Source organism: Streptomyces barkulensis (assembly GCF_002843305.1).
Taxonomy (GTDB): Bacteria; Actinomycetota; Actinomycetes; order Streptomycetales; family Streptomycetaceae; genus Streptomyces; species Streptomyces barkulensis.
In genome coordinates this window covers 230,649-249,063 of the sequence record NZ_PGSG01000119.1, presented here as the reverse complement: position 1 = coordinate 249,063, position 18,415 = coordinate 230,649, and the positions used below count along the sequence as shown (strand labels likewise).

Sequence of the window (18,415 nt, the reverse complement as noted above, 5' to 3'; positions counted from 1 at the left end):
CCGGGTGCCTGCCGGGTGCCGCCGGTGGGGGTGCGGCAGGGTCAGCGGGCGCCCGCGCGGGCCATCCCGCCCCGCCGTGCCTGTCCGGCGAGCGGCTGCGGCGCGGCGGACCGCGCCGCGGCCCGTCCGCCTCCCGGCCCGCCCGCGCCCCTGCCGGGGGCGGTGCGCCGGGGCTGTGCGACCACGCCGTTCTGCACGTCCATCACGGCGTGCGCGACGAGGCCGCCCATCGGGTCGTGCCTGATCAGATCCCTCAGCCGGGAACGGGATGACCGTCCCTCGTTGCCGGGGTAGAGGTGCTTGCCGAGGCCGACCGCATGGGCCAGCGCGGCGAGTGCGGCGGTCCGCGGGTCCGGCGGTACGCCGGTGCGGATCGCGTTGTCGAGCCGGGCCCTGATCTCCCGGCTCACGGCCGTGTCCGTCGCCTGGTAGCGAGTCGTCGGCAACACCCCGCACATCTGGCTGGATACGGCATGGACCATGCCGCAGCGCTCCAGGTGTGTGAGATAGGTTTGGCGCAGCCCGAGTCTGGGCCCGCCGATCCAGTGGACCGCGCGGACGGGGCTGCCGCGTCTGCGCAGCAGCTCCAGCGCGGAGTCCAGGGTTGGATCTCCGGTCGGCCGTGGCAGCACCACGGCTATGCGATCCCCGTCAGGGGCTATCCGTCCTGCGAGAGCCAGCTCCACGAGCTGGGCCCCGGCCAGGCCGAGGTCGAGCGACTGCGGCTGCGCCGTGGTACCCGTGGCCGGGTCCAGGGCCAGCAGCAGAAGCTCCTCCGGAATTGTTCTGCGGCTCCTGCCCATCCATGCCTCCCCGCGTGGATGCATGACAGGGTGACCCCTCTCACAGAGGTCTGTCGAGAGCGCCTGGGCGCTTTGTCATGGAACCAATAGGTATGTCGTTACCGTCTGGCAATTTAGCGGGCCCTCGCGGCCGCGAAACAGGGCCGGAGTGCCGGGGGAGGACCGGCGTTCAGGACACTGTTTACTGATACGACGAGTGGCGACACCAAGCGGGAGGCATAGGTGGCGGGCAAGTCCCCCGACAGTTCGGAACGGCAGACTTCGTTGGGGGAGACGACCGGAGAGGCCGGAACGGTTCCCGGGCAGGCGCGTGATCCCCGCGTGGCGCTGTACGAGACGCCCCGGGACGAGGACGTGGCCGGTGGCGAGGAACCCTCGCCGAACGGCGACGGCCCGGCGGGAGAGGCCGGGGAGGCCGGTTCCGCCGACGGCGGCGACACGGCGGAGGCGGAGACGCCGGAACCGGAACCGGAGCCGGAGCCGGAGCCGGAGGAGGCCGGGAAGCCGGAGCCCGCCGGTGAGGAGTCCGGGACCGGGCCGGTGGACCGGGCGACGGCGGTCTTCCGCGCCCCCGGGGACAAGGCCGGGGACAAGGTCGAGACCGGTAGGACCGGCAGGACCGGTGAGGCCGGCGAGGTCGGTGAGGACACCGACGCCGAAGCGGAGACCGATGGAAGCGGGGCTTCCCGGGAAGCCGACGCCGACGCCGGCGATGCCGAGGAGGCGGAGGGCGGCACCGACCCTGCCGAGGACCGCGACTCGGCCGAGGACCGCGACCCCGCCGAGGACCGCGACCCCGCCGAGGACGGCGGAGCCGAGGCCCGGCCGGTGGATCAGGCGACGGCGGTCTTCCGCGCCCCCGGGGACAAGGCCGAGGAGAAGGCCGGGGACGGCGGGGACGACGAGGGCGGTGAGGAGGCCGGGGCCGCCCGGCCGGTCGACCAGCCCACCGCGATGTTCCGGGTGCGCCCGGAAAGTGCCCCCGGGGAGCCGGGCCCGGAGGGCTCGGAGAAGACCGCGGACTCCGGGAACCCGGGGCAGACCGGAGAACCGGAGAAGGGCCGGGAGCCGGGGAAGGGCCAGGAGCCGGAGAAGACCGGCTCCCCTGCGAAGGCCGGGGAGCCGGCGGAGAGCGACGCCGAGCGGACGAGCCGCTTCGTACCGCTGCGCTCCGCCGACGCCCCCCGCGTGCCCCCGGCCGTCGTGTCGCCCGAGCAGCCGCCGCACACGCCGGGCCCCGAGCTGCCGGAGGCCGAGCGGACGAGGCAGCAGCCGCTGCCGCCGCACATGCCCCTGGAACTGCTGGCCGAGCTGACGAACAAGCCCGCTCCGCCCGAGACCCCGGTGCGGGTCGCCCTGCGGCGGATCAAGATCTGGTCGCCGCTGGTCCTGCTGCTGGTGATCGTTCTGGCGGTCGCGCAGCTCATGCGGCCGCTGCCCGCCCCCGAGCTGGTGCTCACGGCCTCCGCCACCCACACCTTCGAGGGCGACAGGCCCGCCCTGGAATGGCCGCCCGAGGGCCAGGCCGTCGTGGAGGTGGAGGGACTCGGTTCCCTCGGCTCGTACGGCGAGGAGAAGCCGGTGCCGATAGCGAGCGTGGCGAAGGTGATGACCGCCTACGTCATCCTGCGCGACCACCCGATCGAGGCGGGCGAGGAGGGCCCGATGATCCCGGTCGACGCGCAGGCCGAGAAGGACGCGGGGCTCAGCGCCCAGGGCGAGTCGACCGTCGAGGTGGAGGAGGGCGAGGAGATAACCCTCAACGAGGCCCTCCACGCCCTGATGATCGCCTCCGCCAACAACGTGGCCCGGCTGCTGGCCCGCTGGGACTCCGGCGGCTCGGAGAAGGCGTTCGTGGAGAAGATGAACGCCGCCGCCGAGGAGCTCGGCATGACCAACACCACCTACACCGACGCCAGCGGGCTGCGCAAGGACACCGTCAGCACGGCCGCCGACCAGGTCAAACTCGGCAAGAAGGTCATGGACTACGAGGCGTTCCGGGAGATCGTCAAGAAGCCCTCGTACGAGGACCGCAACGGTGTCAGCCACCGCAACTGGAACGGGCTCGTCCCCTACAACCGGGCGGTCGGCATCAAGACCGGTACGACCACCGCGGCCGGCGGCAACCTGCTGTTCGCGGGCGAGAAGGAGGTCGGCGGCACCACGCAGCTGATCGTCGGCGCGATGCTGGGGCAGCACAAGCCGCCGATCATCGACACGGTGATCGCCGAGAGCCGCGAGCTGCTGGTCTCCGCGCAGGAGGTCCTGAAGTCGGAGAAGATCGTCGCCAAGGGCGATGTGGTGGGCTACGTGGACGACGGTCTCGGCGGCCGTACGCAGGTGGTCGCGACCGAGGACGTCACGGCGGTCGGCTGGTCCGGTCTGAAGGTGGAGCTGGCCCTGACCGACGGAGGCAGGGGCGTGCCGGGAACGGCGGCCCCGGGCGACACCGTCGGCACCCTGACCGTCGGCAGCGGGCCGGGCCAGGTGAAGGTCCCGGTCGCCGTCCGGGGCGAGCTGGCCGAACCGGACCTGGGCACGAGGCTGACGCGCATCCTGTGACGCGCACCCTGTGACGCGCGTCCTGTGACGCGCGGGACGCGGGGCCCGTACGCGGGGCGCGGTACGGACGGTGCCTTCCGTCCGTACCGCGCCCCGCGCGCGTCCGGCCGGCCCGCCGTTACCCAGCCGTGCCCCCGGCCCGCACATGGCCGGGCCCGCGGCGGTAATCCTCAAGGCCATGGCGAAGACGTGGTGGGCCGTCGCACGGGGCGTGGCCAAGGAGTTTTTCGACGACGAGATCCCGGACCGGGCGGCGACCCTCACGTACTACGGTGTGCTGTCGATCTTCCCCGCCCTGCTGCTGCTCGTCTCGCTGCTCGGCGCGGTCGGCGAGACGGCGACCCAGTACATCCTGGAGAACCTCCAGCGGCTCGCCCCCGGCCCGGCCCGCGAGATCCTGAGCGACACGGTGGGCGAGATCCGGCGCGGCAGCGGCGGCGGCCTCGTGGCGGTCGTCAGCCTGCTGGGCGCGGTGTGGGCCTCCTCCGGCTACGTCGCGGCGTTCATCCGCGCGGCCAACCGCGTCCTCGACATCCCCGAGGGCCGCCCGGTGTGGAAGCTCACGCCGCTGCGGATCGGTGTGACACTGACCCTGATGGTGCTGCTCGCGGTGAGCGCGGTGATCGTGGTCTTCACCGGCGGGCTGGCCGAGCAGGCCGGGAAGGCCGTCGGCATGGGCGACCAGGCGCTGCTGGTGTGGTCGGTCGCCAAGTGGCCGGTGCTGGTGCTGCTGGTCGCGGTGATGATCAGCATCCTGTACTGGTCGGCCCCCAACGCCCGGCTGCGGGGCCTGCGCATGGCGCCGGGCAGTGTGCTGGCCGTGCTGCTCTGGCTGGCCGCCTCGGCCGGCTTCGCCGTCTACACGGCGAACTTCGGCTCGTACAACAAGACCTACGGCACCCTCGCCGGCGCCGTGGTCTTCCTCGTCTGGCTGTGGCTGTCGAACATCGCCATCCTGCTCGGCCTGGAGCTGGACGCCGAACTGGCCCGCCGGCGGGCGTACGCGGACGGGCTGCCGAAGGGGGAGGAGCCGTACGTGGAGCCGCGCGACACCGCCAAGTGGCCGCGATCGCTGCGGCTGCGGCTGCGGCGCCTCAGGTGGCTCAGGCGGCAGCGGGGCGGAGGCGGGCCCGCCCGCACCGCTCCGGAACGGGAGCCGGGCCCGGACCGGGGCCGGGCCCCGGGCTCGGATCCGGACGCCTCACGCGGCCATACGCTCGACAAGGCGGCGGACTGACGCCGGCGTCCGCGGGTCGTGGCGCAGCGGGTGCCGCTGCCGCGACACCTGCCGCCGCCGCAGCACCACGGCGGCCACGGCCAGGGCGAGCACGGCCCCGCCCGCCACGGCCAGCGGCACGGCGTTGCGCCGGCCCACCCGTACGGCGCCGGCCGCCTTGCGCTGCGCCAGGGCCCTGACGTCGGCCTTGGCCGCCAGTTCCTCGATGGTGTCGCCCAGCTCCTGGCGCGTGCGGTCGATCCGCTCGCGCAGCTCGGCGGGGGTGTCCGGGTCGGCGGGGATGCCCGGGGTGTCCGGGACCTCCGCCTGACTGGTGTCCCTCGAAACGCTCATCGCCGTACCCTTCCCCTGATCTCGTCCAGGTCGTCGTGCACGCCCCGCAGTGCCCGCTCGGGCTTGGCGGGCGTCGCCCTGCGCATCTGCTGCCGTCCCAGGATCGCCAGCACCCCGGCGACGAGGAACAGCACCGCCATGATCACCAGGGCGGACAGCCACACCGGCCACACCACGGACAGGCCGGCGATCGCGGCCGTCACACCGGCGCCCACCGCGTACAGCGCGACCACCCCGGCGCCGCCGAGCATGCCGCCGCCCATCCCGGCCCGCTTGCCCTTCTCGGCCATCTCCATCTTGGCGAGCTGCAGCTCCTCCTTCATGAGCTGCGACATCTGCGCGGTGGCCCGCGCCACCAGTTCGCCGACGGAGTGCTCCTGACCGGGGCCGTGCCCGTGCTTGTGTCCGTCCATCCGCTGCATCGTGCTCATCGTCGTCGCGCTCCCCTCATGGGTCAGCACTCCGAGTACCTCCGCTCACCGCCCGCTAACCCGGCCTCACCCGTTCGTCACGGCGTCCGGGGTGTGCGGGGTCCGGCGGTGGCCGACGGCGGCCGGGGCACGCGGCCGGGGCACGGGAGCGGTCACGGCGGTGCGTCCCCGTCCCGCCGTGCCGGCCGCCCGCATGCTTTCCCGGAGACCGGAGACCGGAGACCGGAGAACCCGGGGCGCCGAGCCCGGCTACCCGGGCGGTCTCATGCCGGAGGCTCCCGCGGCCGGTCCGCGCCACCCGGCACGGTGGCCGGGGCGGGCGGGGATGTGTCCGGGGAGCCCGGCGGGTCACCCGCCGGGCCGGCGGGCGGAGCGTTCGGCGGCGAAGACGTCCTCCAGGCGGTAGAGCAGGGCGCGCCCCTGCCGCCCCGCCGGGGCGAGGCGGCCGAGCTGCACCCATTTGCGGATGGTGGCCGGGGTGACCGAGACCTCGCGGGCGGCCATCGCCGCGGTGACCAGCATCAGGCGCCACCGCCCCGCGGGCCGTGCGGCAGCGTGTGCTGCGGCCAGGAGTGCCGGTGGGCGGGGTCGGTGCGGCAGCCGCACCCGGGGTCGTCGCAGCGGCAGCCGGGGTTGATGCACAGCACGGCCCGGCGCTCGGGGAAGGCGCGCAGGGAGACGGAGGCGCACCACGGGCAGCGCCCTTCGACGGCCGTCATCGCCTCGCTCCCGCCCAGCGCCCGCGAGCAGCGGCGGCTCATCCTGCGGGCTTCGTCCAGGACGTGCTCGGCGAGGACCGCGTCGCGGCCGATGCGGTCGAGCAGGCCCAGCAGGCGTCCGATCCGCCGGGGGATCCGTGCGCGCTGCGGGCGGGGGAGGCCGAGCCTGTCGTGCACGGCCTCCTCCAGTTCGGTGACGCCGTCGGTGATGTCGCGGATGGCGTCGGAGATGTGCAGGCGCAGCGGTGCGGTGGACCGGGCGCCCCCGGCGGGGCCGGGAGTCGGACTGGGTACGGCCGGACTGCGGCCGCCGGGCGCCAGTTCGGCGAGGAGCTCGGGGAACTGGCGGCGCAGTGCGTCCAGCCGGCGGGCGGTCTCGGTGCGGACGGTGTCGCTCACGCGGCCTCCCCCCTCTCTGCCGGCGCCGGCCGGTTCCGTAACAGATCGCGGCGGCCGGCGCCGGTCGGTGTGCGGGTGGCGGGTGCCATGGGCGACTCCCTCGGTGCGTAGCGCTGTTCGGTGCGGACCACATGATCCTACGTTGCGTGCTAGCGCGCAACAAATATTCGCCGGACACCGCCACGCCCGCCATTTCGTGCTCGATAGCACGTAATGCCGCGCGCGAAAGCACGTTATGCTGAGGGTCCACGAAGGGGGCGAGCCATGGCCGCAGCGCAGGATCTGGAAGCTTTCGCGACCTGGATCGAAGGGCTGATCCGGGAGCGGGGTTACGACATCGACAGCCCGCGGGGCGGCGGCAAGTCGCGTCTCGCCGACGCCGCCGGCGTCCACCGCGCGGCGATCACCCGGCTGCTGCAGCGGCACAGCATGCCCGACCTGGAGACCATGCGGCGGCTCGCCCGGGTGCTGAGGGTCCCGGTGCGGGAGATGCTCGTCCGCTCCGGCCAGCTCACCGCCGACGAACTGCCACTGCCGTCGTCCGCCGGGGGGCGCGCGGACGGCGGGGCGGAGGAGCCGCTCACCCTGGAGCGCGCCGCCGAACTGCTGGGCATCCCGGCCGGGCAGCGGGAGATGTTCGTCAGGGTGGCGAGCCAGTTCCTGCCCGAGGGCGGCCCCGCGGAGCCTCCCGCTCGCCGCCGCGCCTGACGCCGCGCCGCCACACGACCTCTCCCTCCGGCCCGGTCCCGCTCTCCCGCGGGGCCGGGCCGGACTGTCGCGGGGGTCGATGACGGTCGTCGGCGACGGTCACCGCCCGCCGGTCGCGGTGCCCCCCTTCTGGGCTTCGCGCCCCACTCCCGGACGGTGCGGCGCGGGCTCTCCGGAAAGTCGCCACGTCTTACTAGTTGCGCGCTCGCACGATCTGGTTCACACTTGGACGCAGCGGCGGAGCTGTGCCCGTATCCCGGGCGCGGCCCGCCGTTCGTCATGGGCGGGCCCCTGCGGCCCGCTCGCCCTCTTCAAGGAAGGAGGAGGCGTGTGGTTGATCCGCTGCTGGCGTTCCCGGACGTCGAGCGTCTGATCGTCGACTTCCTCGGCGACCGGCCGGAGCTCACCGGAGTGACGGTGGACAACGTCCCGCCGGCCGGGTTCGACGGAACCCAGCGCGTGGTGCTGGTCTCCCGGGTGGGCGGGGCGTGGGTCGACGACCTCCACCTCGACAACCCCCTGGTGGAGCTCGAGGTCTACGGGCCGGACAAGACCACGGCCCACACCGACTCGCTGGGCATGCGCGCCGCGCTGCTGCAACTGCGCGGCACCACCCACGGGACGGCCACGGTCACCGACGTGGTCGAGGCGGACGGCGTCCGCTGGCTGCCCGACTACAACCGGCTCGACGCCAACCGCTACCTGACCACGGTGCGGCTGTCGCTCACCCCGGTCCAGACCGGCTGAAGGCCGCCGCGCCGGCACCGCCGAAGCAACACCGAAGCAACACCGAAGCAACACCGAACCAACACCGAACCACCCCGTCACAGGGCCCCGCACGAAGCGGGGCCCTTCGCACGAGCGCGGAAGACGCGATCCGCGCTCCGAACCGAGGAGTCGCCTCACATGGCAGGTATGAACCCCAACCAGATCCGCGTGGCCGGCAACGGCCGCATCCTCGTCGCCCCGCTGGGCACCGCCGCCCCGGCCGACACCGCCTCCGAGTGGGGCACCGGCTGGACCGACGTCGGCTACACCAGCTCCGACGGCGTGAAGTTCGGCCGCAAGGAGAAGACCTCCCAGGTCGACACCTGGCAGTCCGTCGGCCCGGCCCGCTTCATCTACGAGGACCGGGACATGACGGTGAAGTTCAGCATGCTCCAGTTCAACCCGGACACCCTGCCGCTGTACTTCGGCGGCGGTGAGGTCAGGGAGACCGCGGCCGGCTCGGGCGTCTACCAGTACGACGTGCTCTCCGACCCGATCCCGGACGAGCGGTCGCTGGGCCTGGAGTTCACCGACGGCGAGGAGGTCGTCTACCGCTTCGTCCTGCCGCGCGGTCAGGTCACCGACACCGACGAGGTCGAGATGAACCGCAAGGGTTCGCTGAAGCTCGGCGTCACCTTCACGGCGATGGCGGTCGACGCCGCCACCCCGCTGGCCACCTGGCTGGTCAAGGACCCCGACTTCGCCGGCACCACCCCGGCCGCCTGATCCGTTCCGCAGGCTGGACCGCAGAGCAAACACAGCACAGCAAGCACAGCACAGCACAGCACCACGCAGCACAGGCGCCGGGCCCTCGGGCCCGGCGCCCTCCGCTTCCGTCCCGATCCCGACACCCCGGCAAGGAGCCGACCAGACATGACCACGTTCGACGTCAACGCCGCGCGCGCCCAGCGCACGGAGGCCCTGGGCCGCGCCTGGACCTTCACCATCGACGGCGACACCTTCGAGATGCCCGGCGAACTCAGCCGCCGCACCGCCCGCGCCCTGCGTGAGCTGGACGACAACGACATCGACGGCCTGCTGCGCCTGCTGCTGGGCGAGGAGCAGTTCGACCGCTTCGACCGGCACGACGTCTCCATGCAGGACGTCGCCGCGATCCTGGAGGCGTACGGGAAGGCCACCGGGCTCGGCCTGGGGGAAGGCTGAGCCTCGACGCGTTCGTCGACGAACACGCCGAGGCGCTGGAAGCCGACCTGCTGCGGTACTACGGGGTCGATCTTCTGGACTGGTACCGCGGCGGGCTCTCCTCCCGCCGCCTGGCCGTCCTGATCCGCCACCTGCCGCGCGACAGCGCGGTCAACCTCGCCGACCACGGGGAGGCGGCCCAGTGGGGCGCGGCCGAGCACCTGCTGGCCGCCGCCGTGGACCATCTGGCGGCGGCGAACTGGATGACGGCCGCGCTCCACCGCGACGAGGACGACGAGCCGCCGGAGTACCCGGAGCCGGTCCCCCGGCCCGGACAGCGGCCGGACGAGCCGGGATCGCGGGAACAGAAGCCGGACGAGAGGGAGTTGGGCGACACGCCCGGCGCTGAGCCGGAGCGCGCACCCGCCTCCGGTCCCTCCGCGCGCGAGCTGGCCCGCTTCTTCGGCTGACGGAGGCCGCCCACCGGGGCCGTCCCCGCCCGCTTCCCGGCGGCGGGGCCGGCCCCGGTCCGTACCAAAACAAAACTGTGTTCGATTTTTTGCTCCGTGCGGCCGTATGATGACGCTGGGTACGCAACACCCCCACCTCCGTTGCGCGCCCGTGACCCCCGTGTACGCATCCAAGCAGGTCATATGGCACCACGAGCCGGAGAGGGTGATAGGGGTGGCGACGGAGAGCTACGAGACCGGCCAGGACACGACCCGTGCGGAGGCCGCCGGAGAGCTCCAGCGACTGCTGGGCGGGATATTCCGGCGCCTGGACGGGCCCGCCGCGGAGCAACTGCTCCTCGCGGTCCGCGCGGAGCTGGACGCCCGCGACGCCCGCGCCTACGCCGCCGGCTGGCAGGACGCGATGGAGGCCGCCGGGGGCGAGCGGGCCGGGTGAGGGGGTGCAGTCGGCCGCCCTGGAACCCTGGGGCGGCCGCCCGGGCCCGCGCCATCGGTCGGCGGCGGGCAGGCGGGTGCGACCTCCTTCCGGCCGCTCCGGGCCGGTGAGGCGGCCGCCCGGAGGAAAAGAACGAGAAGCCGGCCGCGACGCCCACGCCGATGAAGGACCTGGACGCATCGAATACATCCACGACGACCGAAGTGAACTCGCCGTTGACGACTCTCCGGAGCACCGGAGACCGTAGCGGGACCGTGGACGGGATCAGAGGTCAGTTCAGGACGGTGATGCCCGAACAGATCAGGATGGTACCGAAAGCGAAACCCGCCAGCGCCAGCGGCCACAGGCGGCAGACCGGGTACTTCCCGGGCGGATAGATGAACCCCGGGTAACCGGGGTCGTAGTCGATCTTAAGAACGTCGCCGACGGAGATGTCCCGCCCCATGAACCTCCTCGGCGACCCCGTCGCTTCTCCTTCCGCCTTCTCCGGCGCACCCTCGCCTTCCTTCAGGAAGGCGAAACGGTATGAGACTCCTGACTCGAGTTCGACTGCGGAGACTATCTCGACCAGCGCGGTCCGGCTCCTCAGGTACTCGCGGAAGCAGGACACGGCCATGGAGACGCCCCATATCACCATCCCCGCCCCGAGTGTGACTCCCAGCCAGCCGGTGAACGTGCTTCCAGGCATGCCAGGAGAGTAGCAGGCGGCTGGGAGGCGGTCAGGAGAGCGAGGAAGACAACAGGAAGGGTGGAGTGTGACGGACAAGACGACGGACGAGCTGTCGCAGGAGATCGCGGACCTGCGTGATGAGATCGAGGGCAAGGCGGACTCCTCCTCCCTGGGGGGCCTTGTCAGAAAGGGCGACCTCAGGACGGGGGCGCTCAAAGGAGAGGAGGGTGCATCCGGGGGGAGCGGGGAAGCGCTCGCGACGCAGGCGTGGGTCGAGGAAACCACCGCGCATAGTTTCTTCCAGGGAATCAAGGATGCCGAGGTCATCATCGTGGCTGCGGCCATAACGGCTGTGAAGCTGGAGGCCGCCTCTTTCGTGAACCTGGATCCGGCGATTGAGGGACTTCTCAGGAAGATCAACGTCGAAAGAAACAGGTTCGGTGTTCTGTGGAAGGTCAAGAAAGCCGAACTGGAAAGGCGCCGAGCAGAAGCGGAAGAGGGGCAGGCGCGTCTGGTCAGAATGGAGAAGGGGATAGAGAGGCTGCAGGACCTGTCCGTCCAGGCGCACCGGAAGATCCGCAACTCCAACGTGCGCATCCAGGCGTTGGAAGGGAGGGTTGCTCGCCTGACCACCTCTTCGAACACGGTTCGGCGGCAGGTGCGGCATATGGAGTCCTCGCCGTCCCTGGCCGGGACGACGGACCGGGTGGCGCTTCTGGAGAGAAGGATCGGTCTGCTGGCCGCCGCGCTGTCGTGACCGCGATACCCGGGAGGCACCGGGACGGCAGACCGGACGCCTGTCGTTGCCGTTCGGACGGGGCGGTCGCGGTCTGGGAGGCGAGGTAAGCGGGGCGGACGGCCGGCGCAGCGGAACCGGACCCGAGGACGGCCGGGAAACGAGGAACAACTCCGCGGAGGGCCCGGCCGGCCCTCGACCGACGAAGGAGACCCATGTCACTCAGCAGTGCGCTGCAACGGGCCTCGGGCACGTTGCGGCAGTTCAAATCGGCCTCGGACACGGCCGGACGGGCCGCGACCGGCCTGGGCCGGCAGGCGGCCGCCGCGGACCGGAGCGTCACGCGGATCACCACCGGCGCGAGAAACACCAACAGGGAACTGACGACGATGAAGAGGGCGGCCGACCGGGCCGCCCTCTCCGTTTCCAAGCTGGGCCGCGAGGCCGTCAAGAGCGGTCCGCAGATGACGCGGATGCAGCAGGGGGCAAAGAAGGCCTCCGGCGGGTTCAAGCAGCTCAACAAGGAGATGAAGGGCAACATCTTCGGGATGCTGCTCTCGCTGCTCACACCGGTCATCGAGAAGATCGTCGCGATGGCCACCCAGTCGAGGACCATGCAGCGGGTGATGAAGAAGGTCTTCACCGTGGTCGGCGAGGTCCTCAAGAAGGCCATGAAGGTCATCGGGCCGCTGCTGAGCAGTCTGGGCAGGATCTTCAAGTCGGTCTTCAACGGCATCAGGACGGCCGTGTCGGTGGTGGTCAAGGTCATCGTGAAGGTGGTCAGGACCTACTTCGCCATCTGGAAGGCCGTCATCACCACGGCCGTCCGGGCCGTCCGCAACACCATCGGCGCCGTGATGAACGGCATCAGGAAGGTCGTCCAGCCCGTCGTCAACTGGATCAGGACCACGATCCCGGCGGCCTTCCGCGCCGTGCGGGACAGGATGAGCCAGATCTGGGGCCGGCTCTCCGGCATCGCCTCACGGGCCTTCGGCAAGGTCAAGAACGGCGTCAGAGGGCCGGTCAACGGCGTCATCGACATCATCAACCGGGCGATCCGGCGCATCAACGGCATCAGGGTGTCGATCCCCGGCTGGGTGCCGATGGTCGGCGGCAAGACCTTCGGCGTCAGCCTGCCCACCATCCCCAGACTCGCCGAGGGCGGTGTCGTCACCCCCCGCTCCGGCGGTGTGCCCGCGATCCTCGCCGAGGCGGGCGAGGCCGAGGCCGTACTGCCGCTGTCCAAGCTGGGGTCGCTGCTGGGACTGACCGCCGCCCGGGCGGGCCGGGGCGCGTCCGGGCCCTACGGCACGGGAGCCGCGGTGGCCGGAGCCGGCGGACTGCACATCGAGCACTACTACGCCGCCGAGACCGGCGACCCGCAGCGGACCGCCGACGCGCTGATGCTCCTGGCCAAGGCCCGCGGATGAGGGCCGGGCGCGCACCACACCCGGGGACGGAAGGAGCGGAAGGAACGGGGAGAACGGGGAGAACGGGGAGAACGGAAGGAGGTGAAGGGCCGTGCCGCTGAACCAACTGGCCCTGGCCCGGCCCGCGTTCGCCGGCTTCGGCGGAGCGCTGGGGCAGGCCCGCCAGTCACTGGCCGCCAACACCCGGGCGGTGCGGGCCGCGCAGCGGGCGGCGGCGGCCGTACGCGGATCCGCCCAGCGCTCCGCGGCCGAACTGCGGCGCACGCTCCCCGCGGCCGGGGCCGCCGGCCAGGGACTGGCGGGCCTGGGGCGCCGGGCGGGCGCCGCGCACCCGCAACTGACCGCGGCCCGGCCCAAGGCGGCCGCCGCGAGCCGGGAGCTGAAGCGGATCAGGAGCGGCGCGGCGCAGGCGGCGACGCTCTCCGGCGGCATCTCCAAGGGCGCCGGCCTCTTCGGCCGGCTCGGCGGCGTGTTCGGTATCGGACTGCGCCTGGGCGCCGGGGTGATGAAACTGGTCAACACCGTGATGAAGGCCAACCCCTGGGGGCTGGCGCTCTCCCTGGTCGCCCCGCTGGTCCTCTACCTGGTCGACGCCGCCGCGCGGTCCGAGGCCGGGCAGCGGATCATCCAGCAGGGCAGCGCGGCCCTGGCGCAGGGCGTGCGGACGGTCGCCAAGGTGATCGAGCCCGCCGTGCGGACGGTGGTGAAGATCGCCACCGGCTACGTACGGGGCTACCTCACGGTCGTCACCGCGGTGGTGAAGTGGCTGGCGGGCATGGTGCGCGACCCCATGGGCACCCTGCGCAGGACCGTCTCCTCGGCGGGCGGCGCGCTGCGCTCGATCGCCGGCCGCACCATGGGCCGGATCAGGGGTGCCGTCCGCTCGGCGCTGAACTGGCTCACCACCGGGCCCCGCAAGGGGTTCGACCGGGTCGCCGGAGCGACGCGCCGCGTCCTGGGCGGGATCGCCGGATTCCTGGAGTCGGGCATGCAGCTGGTGCTGCACGTCCTCAAGGCGCCGATCAACGGGCTGATCGCCTTCGCCAACTGGCTGATCGACGGCCTCAACAGCCTCAGCTTCAGCGTCCTCGGCAAGAAGTTCGGCGTGAACATCTCCAGGATCCCGCAACTGGCCGCGGGCGGCGTCGCCCTGCCCCGGCGCGGGGGAGTTCCGGCGGTCGTGGCCGAGGCGGGCGAGGCCGAGGCCGTACTGCCGCTGCCCGCGCTGCGCCGGCTGATGGACCGCGCCGCCCGCCACACCGCCTCCGCGCGGATGCGGGGCGGACGGATCGAGCACTACACCGAACCCGCCGAACGCGGACCGCTGGGCGTCGCCGACGACCTGCTCTTCCTCGCCCGCGCCGCCCGCCCCGCGCAGCCGGGCGCCGCGGTGCCGGTCGCGGAGGCGGTCGCGGGGACGGGAGCGGCACCGTGAACAGGAAGCGAGGACACCGAACGTGATCGACACCGGACAACTCCACAACGGCCAGGACACTCCCCCCGGCTCACTGATCACCCGCGACGGGCAGATCCAGTGGGCCGGGGCTCTTTTCGGCCCCGGCACCCCCTACCAGATCGACGCCAAGGGCATCACCGGCTGGGACGACCTGCCGGACCTGGAGACCGGCGACGTCGCCCTGCCCGACCGCCACGGCGCCTGGCCCGGCGCGCGCTGGGCCAAACCGCGCACCGTCTCGGCGACCGTCTGGCTGCTGCCGGACACCGCCGGGCAGGCGCGCGGCACGATGCGCGGCTTCCGCGCCGCCACCGTCCCCGACGGCGGCGAGCGGTGGCTGGCGGTACGGCTGCACGGCGAGACGCTGGCCTGCCGCGCCCGCGTCAGCCGCCGCGTCGTCCCCCAGGACCGCGGCTACGTGGTGCAGGGCGCGGCCAGGGCCGAACTGCAGTGGGTGGCCACCGACCCGCGCCGTTTCGGCGTCCGCGAGCAGCGCGCCGTACTGCGCCTGCCGCAGCCGGAGAGCGGCCTGGCCTGGACGGCCCCCGGCGCCCCCGAGCCCGGACCCGGCACCGGGGCGGAGGCCGGCCTGGTCTGGCCGCTGGACTGGGGCACCACCGGATCCACCGGCACCGTGACCGCCCACAACTCCGGGGAGACGGCCGCGCACCCGGTGATCGAGTTCCGCGGCCCGGCGCACCGCCCGTCGCTGACCCGGCTGACGGACGGGCTGCGGCTGAGCTACGGCATCACCCTCGCCGCCGGCGAGGTGCTGACCGTGGACACCCAGGCGGGGACGGTCGTCCTCAACGGGACCGCCTCCCGGCTGTACACCGCCACCGCCCGCTCGGCGCCCGAGCAGCTGTTCCTGCTGGAGCCCGGAGCCACCCCGCTGGCCTTCCGCTCCGGCGACACCGTCCCCGACCCCGGCGCCACCGTCACCGTGCGCTGGCGCGACGCCCACTGGTGACCGGCGGCCCGCCGCCGCACCCGCACCGCGACAACCCACCACGATCCACACGATCCACAGGAGGAACCCCATGCCCGTGCGCACCGCATGGCTGCTCAACCGCACCGAGGACGGCGCCGGCCAGTCCCGCGCCGACACCCGCCTGGCCCCGACCGGCACCATGACCCCGGCCGGACAGCTCGCCTCGCGCGACGGTGTGATCCCCGGCTCCCCGGACGGCGCGTGGGCGCTGTCCGGGCTCTACGTCTACGGCCAGTCCGCCGGCATGACCGCCACGGTCGCCTCCGGCCGGGCCGTCGTCCAGGGCGACGAGTCCGCCGGCGCCTACCCCGTCGCCCTCACCGAGTACACCCCGGTCACCTTCGCCGACGGCGACCCCGACAACCCCCGGATCGACCTGGTGGTGCTGCGGGTGTACGACGAGACCCAGGACACCTCCTCCGGCCGCACCGAGGCGGCCGTGGAGATCGTCCAGGGCACCCCGGCCGCCACCCCGGAGGCCCCCGCCACCCCGCGCGCCGCACTCGCCCTGGCCACAGTCCTGGTGCCCGCGGGCGCCTCGGAGGGCACCGGCGGCATCGACTGGAACTCGGCCGTCGGCGACCTGCGCCGCGCCACCGTCGCCGTCGGCGGCATCGTGCCCGAGGACTGGCCCAGGGACATCCCCGGCAGCTACCCCGGCCAGTACCGGGACGTCGGGGCCGGCGGCCTCCAGCGCTGGGACGGCACCGCCTGGCAGCCCTACCCGCCCACCCCCAGGTGGCGGGAGTGGACGCCGCGCTGGACCACCAGCACCGGCGCCAGGACCCCCTCGTTCGGCAACGCCACCCTCGAGTGCCGCTATGTGCACACCGGCACCCTGGTGCACGCCTCCTTCTACGTCCACTTCGGCTCCACCACCGTCTTCGGCGCCGGGGGGACGGGCGACAACTGGCGCTTCTCGCTGCCCGTCCGGGCGGCCGGAGCCAGCCAGGCGACCGGCTTCGCCGGACTCCAGGACGGCACCCGGGCCCGGCGCATCGCCCGGATACGCCTGACCACCGCCGACCACCTGGAGATGGAGGTCTCCTCCGGCGACCTCGACGGCACCGTGGCCGCCCACAGCGGTCTGGTGGACGCGGTCACCCCGTGGGACTGGTCGGCCGGCACCCAGATCGCCGGGACGCTGGTCTACGAGTCCGCGGAGCCGGCCGAGTGAGCGGGCGCACCGCCGTCCACCGCGCCGTCTTCTGCGACCTGCGCACCGACCGTGTGGTGGACGTACTGCCGCTGACCGAGGCGAAGTACGACGACTACATCGGCAAGCCCGGCTCGCTCACCGCCACCGTCCCGCTGCCGGACGAGGCGCTCGCCCGCCGGGCCCGCGCCGCGCTCCGGCCCGGCCGCACCGCGGTCTGGCTGGAGCGCGACGGGGACGTGCGGTGGGGCGGCGTGCTGTGGACGTGCACCCCGCAGTCCGACGAACAGGGGCGGATGAAGGCCGAGTTCCAGGCCGCCACCTTCGACTCCTACCTCGACCACCGCATCCTCTCCGGCGACGTGGTGGGCACGGCCACCGACCAGTTCGACATCGTCCGCGCGCTCGTCGACCACGTACAGGCGCAGCCGGGCGGCGACATCGGCCTGCGGTACGGGAGCGAAGTGTCCGGGGTGCGGCGGGACTTCGCTTACTCCTACACCGACCTGGCCCGGGTGCGGGAGCTGATCGACAAGCTGGCCAGGCTGGACGACGGCTTCGAGTGGCGCGTGCACTGCCACCGCGACGCACAGGGCCGCCGCGTCAAACGGCTCCAGCTCGGCCACCCCCGGATCCACACCGGGCACGCCGACATCGTGCTGGACCACCCCGGCGCGGTGCTCACCTACAGCCTGCCCTCGGACGCCACCGTGCAGGCCAACGTATGGGTGGCCAGAGGGGAGTCGGCCAACTCCGACCAGTCCCAGGAGTCGGTGCCGCTGACCGCGCGGCGGGTGGACGCCGACGACATCGCGGGCGGCTGGCCGCGGCTGGAGTCCAGCTCCGACCACACCTCCGTACGCGAGCAGGCCGTGCTGGACTCCCTGGCCCGCGCCGAACTGGCCCGGCACCGCCGCCCGGAGACCATCCCGCAGATCACCGTGCTGATGGACGGCCGGATCTCCCCGGCCCTGCTGGGCGCCCGGCTGCGGCTGCGCATCCGGGACCTGTGGCACCCGGAGGGGGCCGACGGCCGGTACCGGATCGTCGGGCTGGCCGTCACCCCGCCGCAGCGCGCCAAAGCCGAGACCGCGACCCTCTACCTGGAAGGAGCCTGACCGGTGGCGATCATCCCCACCGACCTGCTGGACCGGCTGCGCGAGCTGGAGCGGCAGGTGCGGGACCTGATGGGCAGCGCCAACAGCAGCCCGCCGATGAACCGCATCAGCGGCGGCGACGTCGTCATCGGCGACGGCGGCCGGCTGCGGGTGCGCACCCCCGGCGGCGAGGACCTGCTCTACCTCGGCCGCGTCCAGCCGGACCGCGCCGGCGGCGAGCCGCAGCAGGGCCTGGTGGTACGCCGCGACGACGGCTCCCTGGCGCTGACGGTGTGGACCGGCAGCCCGGACACCCTGCCCGACCAGCCGGTGCAGATCCTCGACCGCAAGGGCAACGTGGTCGTCGCCGACGACGCCCGGCGCCGCGGACTGGCCCGCCCCTACGTGCCCTACCCGCTGCCCGCACCGGTGGCGGTCAGCCGCTGGGAATCCACCGCGGCCACCTCCTGGACCACCCTCTTCCGCGGCCCCGGAATCGTCCAGCACCCCAGGCTGCACTGCCGCATCGCGGCGGAGGGACCCGAGGGCGCCGAGGTGCGGCTGCTGTGCGACGGCGGACAGGTGGGCCCGGCGGGCGGGCCGGACGGACTGGAGTTCACCGAGGTGCTGGGCGCCGACTACGGCGCGACGGTCACCTTCGAGGTGCAGGCCAGGGCGGCGGCCGGGGGCACCGTGCGCTGCCGCCCGCTGGCCCTGTACGGCGTGCAGTCCTGACCGGCCGGCACCCGCCACCGCCGGCCGCCGCCGCGCCCGCCGTACCCGCGCCGCGCCCGCCGTACCCGCGCCGCGCCCGCCGTACCCGCGCCGCGCCCGCCGTGCCCGCGCCGCATCCCGCAACGACAAGCAAGG

At 73.3% G+C, this 18,415-nt stretch carries 21 protein-coding genes; 15 read left to right on the top strand and 6 right to left on the bottom strand.

Translation table 11 applies throughout. From position 1 onward, the window contains the following. Positions 1-41: 41 nt before the first annotated feature. Positions 42-803: a GOLPH3/VPS74 family protein gene (locus CUT83_RS29110; protein WP_093846799.1), complete on the bottom strand. Its 762-nt coding sequence runs from the start codon at positions 801-803 to the stop codon at positions 42-44. Positions 804-1,067: 264 nt separating this feature from the next. Between CUT83_RS29110 and CUT83_RS29105 the strand changes: the two genes are divergently transcribed. Beyond that, positions 1,068-3,365 (top strand): serine hydrolase, encoded by a 2,298-nt coding sequence (locus tag CUT83_RS29105; RefSeq protein WP_241524838.1) that lies wholly within the window; start codon positions 1,068-1,070, stop codon positions 3,363-3,365. 178 nt (positions 3,366-3,543) lie between these two features. Continuing rightward, positions 3,544-4,602 carry a YihY/virulence factor BrkB family protein gene (locus CUT83_RS29100; RefSeq protein ID WP_338104289.1) on the top strand — a complete coding sequence of 353 codons (1,059 nt, stop codon included), beginning with the start codon at positions 3,544-3,546 and terminating at the stop codon, positions 4,600-4,602. Here the strand turns inward: CUT83_RS29100 and CUT83_RS29095 are convergent. The 4 genes from CUT83_RS29095 to CUT83_RS29085 form a co-directional block, all read right to left on the bottom strand. Further along, positions 4,567-4,935 carry a DUF3618 domain-containing protein gene (locus tag CUT83_RS29095; protein WP_101258778.1) on the bottom strand — a complete coding sequence of 123 codons (369 nt, stop codon included), beginning with the start codon at positions 4,933-4,935 and terminating at the stop codon, positions 4,567-4,569. The genes CUT83_RS29100 and CUT83_RS29095 overlap by 36 nt on opposite strands. After that, positions 4,932-5,366, bottom strand: coding sequence for a phage holin family protein (locus CUT83_RS29090; RefSeq protein WP_240958457.1), 435 nt, complete (start codon positions 5,364-5,366; stop codon positions 4,932-4,934). The genes CUT83_RS29095 and CUT83_RS29090 overlap by 4 nt, the downstream gene beginning before the upstream one ends. Positions 5,367-5,714: 348 nt before the next feature. Further along, a complete protein-coding gene (locus tag CUT83_RS30445) occupies positions 5,715-5,888 on the bottom strand; it encodes a helix-turn-helix domain-containing protein (protein WP_165869658.1) in 174 nt (57 codons plus the stop codon). After that, the gene (locus CUT83_RS29085) at positions 5,888-6,484 is read right to left on the bottom strand and encodes a hypothetical protein (protein WP_101258777.1); all 597 of its coding nucleotides are present in this window, start codon (positions 6,482-6,484) and stop codon (positions 5,888-5,890) included. Before CUT83_RS29085 ends, CUT83_RS30445 begins: the two co-directional genes overlap by 1 nt. Before the next feature lie 264 nt (positions 6,485-6,748). On the opposite strand from CUT83_RS29085, the gene CUT83_RS29080 reads away from it, so the two are divergent. The 6 genes from CUT83_RS29080 (at position 6,749) to CUT83_RS29055 (ending at position 10,009) form a co-directional block, all read left to right on the top strand. Beyond that, complete coding sequence (locus CUT83_RS29080; RefSeq protein WP_101258776.1) at positions 6,749-7,192, top strand: helix-turn-helix domain-containing protein; 444 nt, start codon at positions 6,749-6,751, stop codon at positions 7,190-7,192. 330 nt (positions 7,193-7,522) lie between these two features. Beyond that, positions 7,523-7,939, top strand: coding sequence for a hypothetical protein (locus CUT83_RS29075; protein WP_093846789.1), 417 nt, complete (start codon positions 7,523-7,525; stop codon positions 7,937-7,939). A 159-nt stretch (positions 7,940-8,098) separates the two neighbouring features. Further along, positions 8,099-8,686, top strand: coding sequence for a phage tail tube protein (locus CUT83_RS29070; RefSeq protein WP_101258775.1), 588 nt, complete (start codon positions 8,099-8,101; stop codon positions 8,684-8,686). Between the two features lie 147 nt (positions 8,687-8,833). Beyond that, on the top strand, positions 8,834-9,124 hold the full coding sequence (locus CUT83_RS29065) for a hypothetical protein (protein ID WP_093846786.1): 291 nt from the start codon (positions 8,834-8,836) through the stop codon (positions 9,122-9,124). 215 nt (positions 9,125-9,339) lie between these two features. Beyond that, positions 9,340-9,573, top strand: coding sequence for a hypothetical protein (locus CUT83_RS31765; protein ID WP_420882502.1), 234 nt, complete (start codon positions 9,340-9,342; stop codon positions 9,571-9,573). A 151-nt stretch (positions 9,574-9,724) separates the two neighbouring features. Further along, positions 9,725-10,009, top strand: coding sequence for a hypothetical protein (locus CUT83_RS29055; protein ID WP_143688646.1), 285 nt, complete (start codon positions 9,725-9,727; stop codon positions 10,007-10,009). Between the two features lie 271 nt (positions 10,010-10,280). Here CUT83_RS29055 and CUT83_RS29050 read toward each other — a convergent pair whose 3' ends face one another. Next, complete coding sequence (locus CUT83_RS29050; protein ID WP_143688645.1) at positions 10,281-10,697, bottom strand: hypothetical protein; 417 nt, start codon at positions 10,695-10,697, stop codon at positions 10,281-10,283. Between the two features lie 67 nt (positions 10,698-10,764). On the opposite strand from CUT83_RS29050, the gene CUT83_RS29045 reads away from it, so the two are divergent. The 7 genes from CUT83_RS29045 to CUT83_RS29015 all read left to right on the top strand — a co-directional run bounded on the left by CUT83_RS29045 (position 10,765) and on the right by CUT83_RS29015 (position 18,280). After that, positions 10,765-11,436 (top strand): hypothetical protein, encoded by a 672-nt coding sequence (locus tag CUT83_RS29045; RefSeq protein WP_101258772.1) that lies wholly within the window; start codon positions 10,765-10,767, stop codon positions 11,434-11,436. Between the two features lie 194 nt (positions 11,437-11,630). After that, positions 11,631-12,845, top strand: coding sequence for a phage tail family protein (locus CUT83_RS29040; protein ID WP_101258771.1), 1,215 nt, complete (start codon positions 11,631-11,633; stop codon positions 12,843-12,845). A gap of 91 nt (positions 12,846-12,936) precedes the next feature. Further along, complete coding sequence (locus CUT83_RS29035) at positions 12,937-14,280, top strand: hypothetical protein (RefSeq protein WP_101258770.1); 1,344 nt, start codon at positions 12,937-12,939, stop codon at positions 14,278-14,280. Positions 14,281-14,305: 25 nt separating this feature from the next. Continuing rightward, entirely contained in the window at positions 14,306-15,271 is a 966-nt protein-coding gene (locus tag CUT83_RS29030) for a phage distal tail protein (protein ID WP_101258889.1), read from the top strand. 70 nt (positions 15,272-15,341) lie between these two features. Beyond that, a complete protein-coding gene (locus tag CUT83_RS29025) occupies positions 15,342-16,469 on the top strand; it encodes a hypothetical protein (protein WP_101258769.1) in 1,128 nt (375 codons plus the stop codon). Then, positions 16,466-17,566: a hypothetical protein gene (locus CUT83_RS29020; protein WP_101258768.1), complete on the top strand. Its 1,101-nt coding sequence runs from the start codon at positions 16,466-16,468 to the stop codon at positions 17,564-17,566. The genes CUT83_RS29025 and CUT83_RS29020 overlap by 4 nt, the downstream gene beginning before the upstream one ends. A 3-nt stretch (positions 17,567-17,569) precedes the next feature. Next, entirely contained in the window at positions 17,570-18,280 is a 711-nt protein-coding gene (locus CUT83_RS29015) for a hypothetical protein (RefSeq protein WP_101258767.1), read from the top strand. The last annotated feature ends 135 nt before the right edge of the window (positions 18,281-18,415 follow it).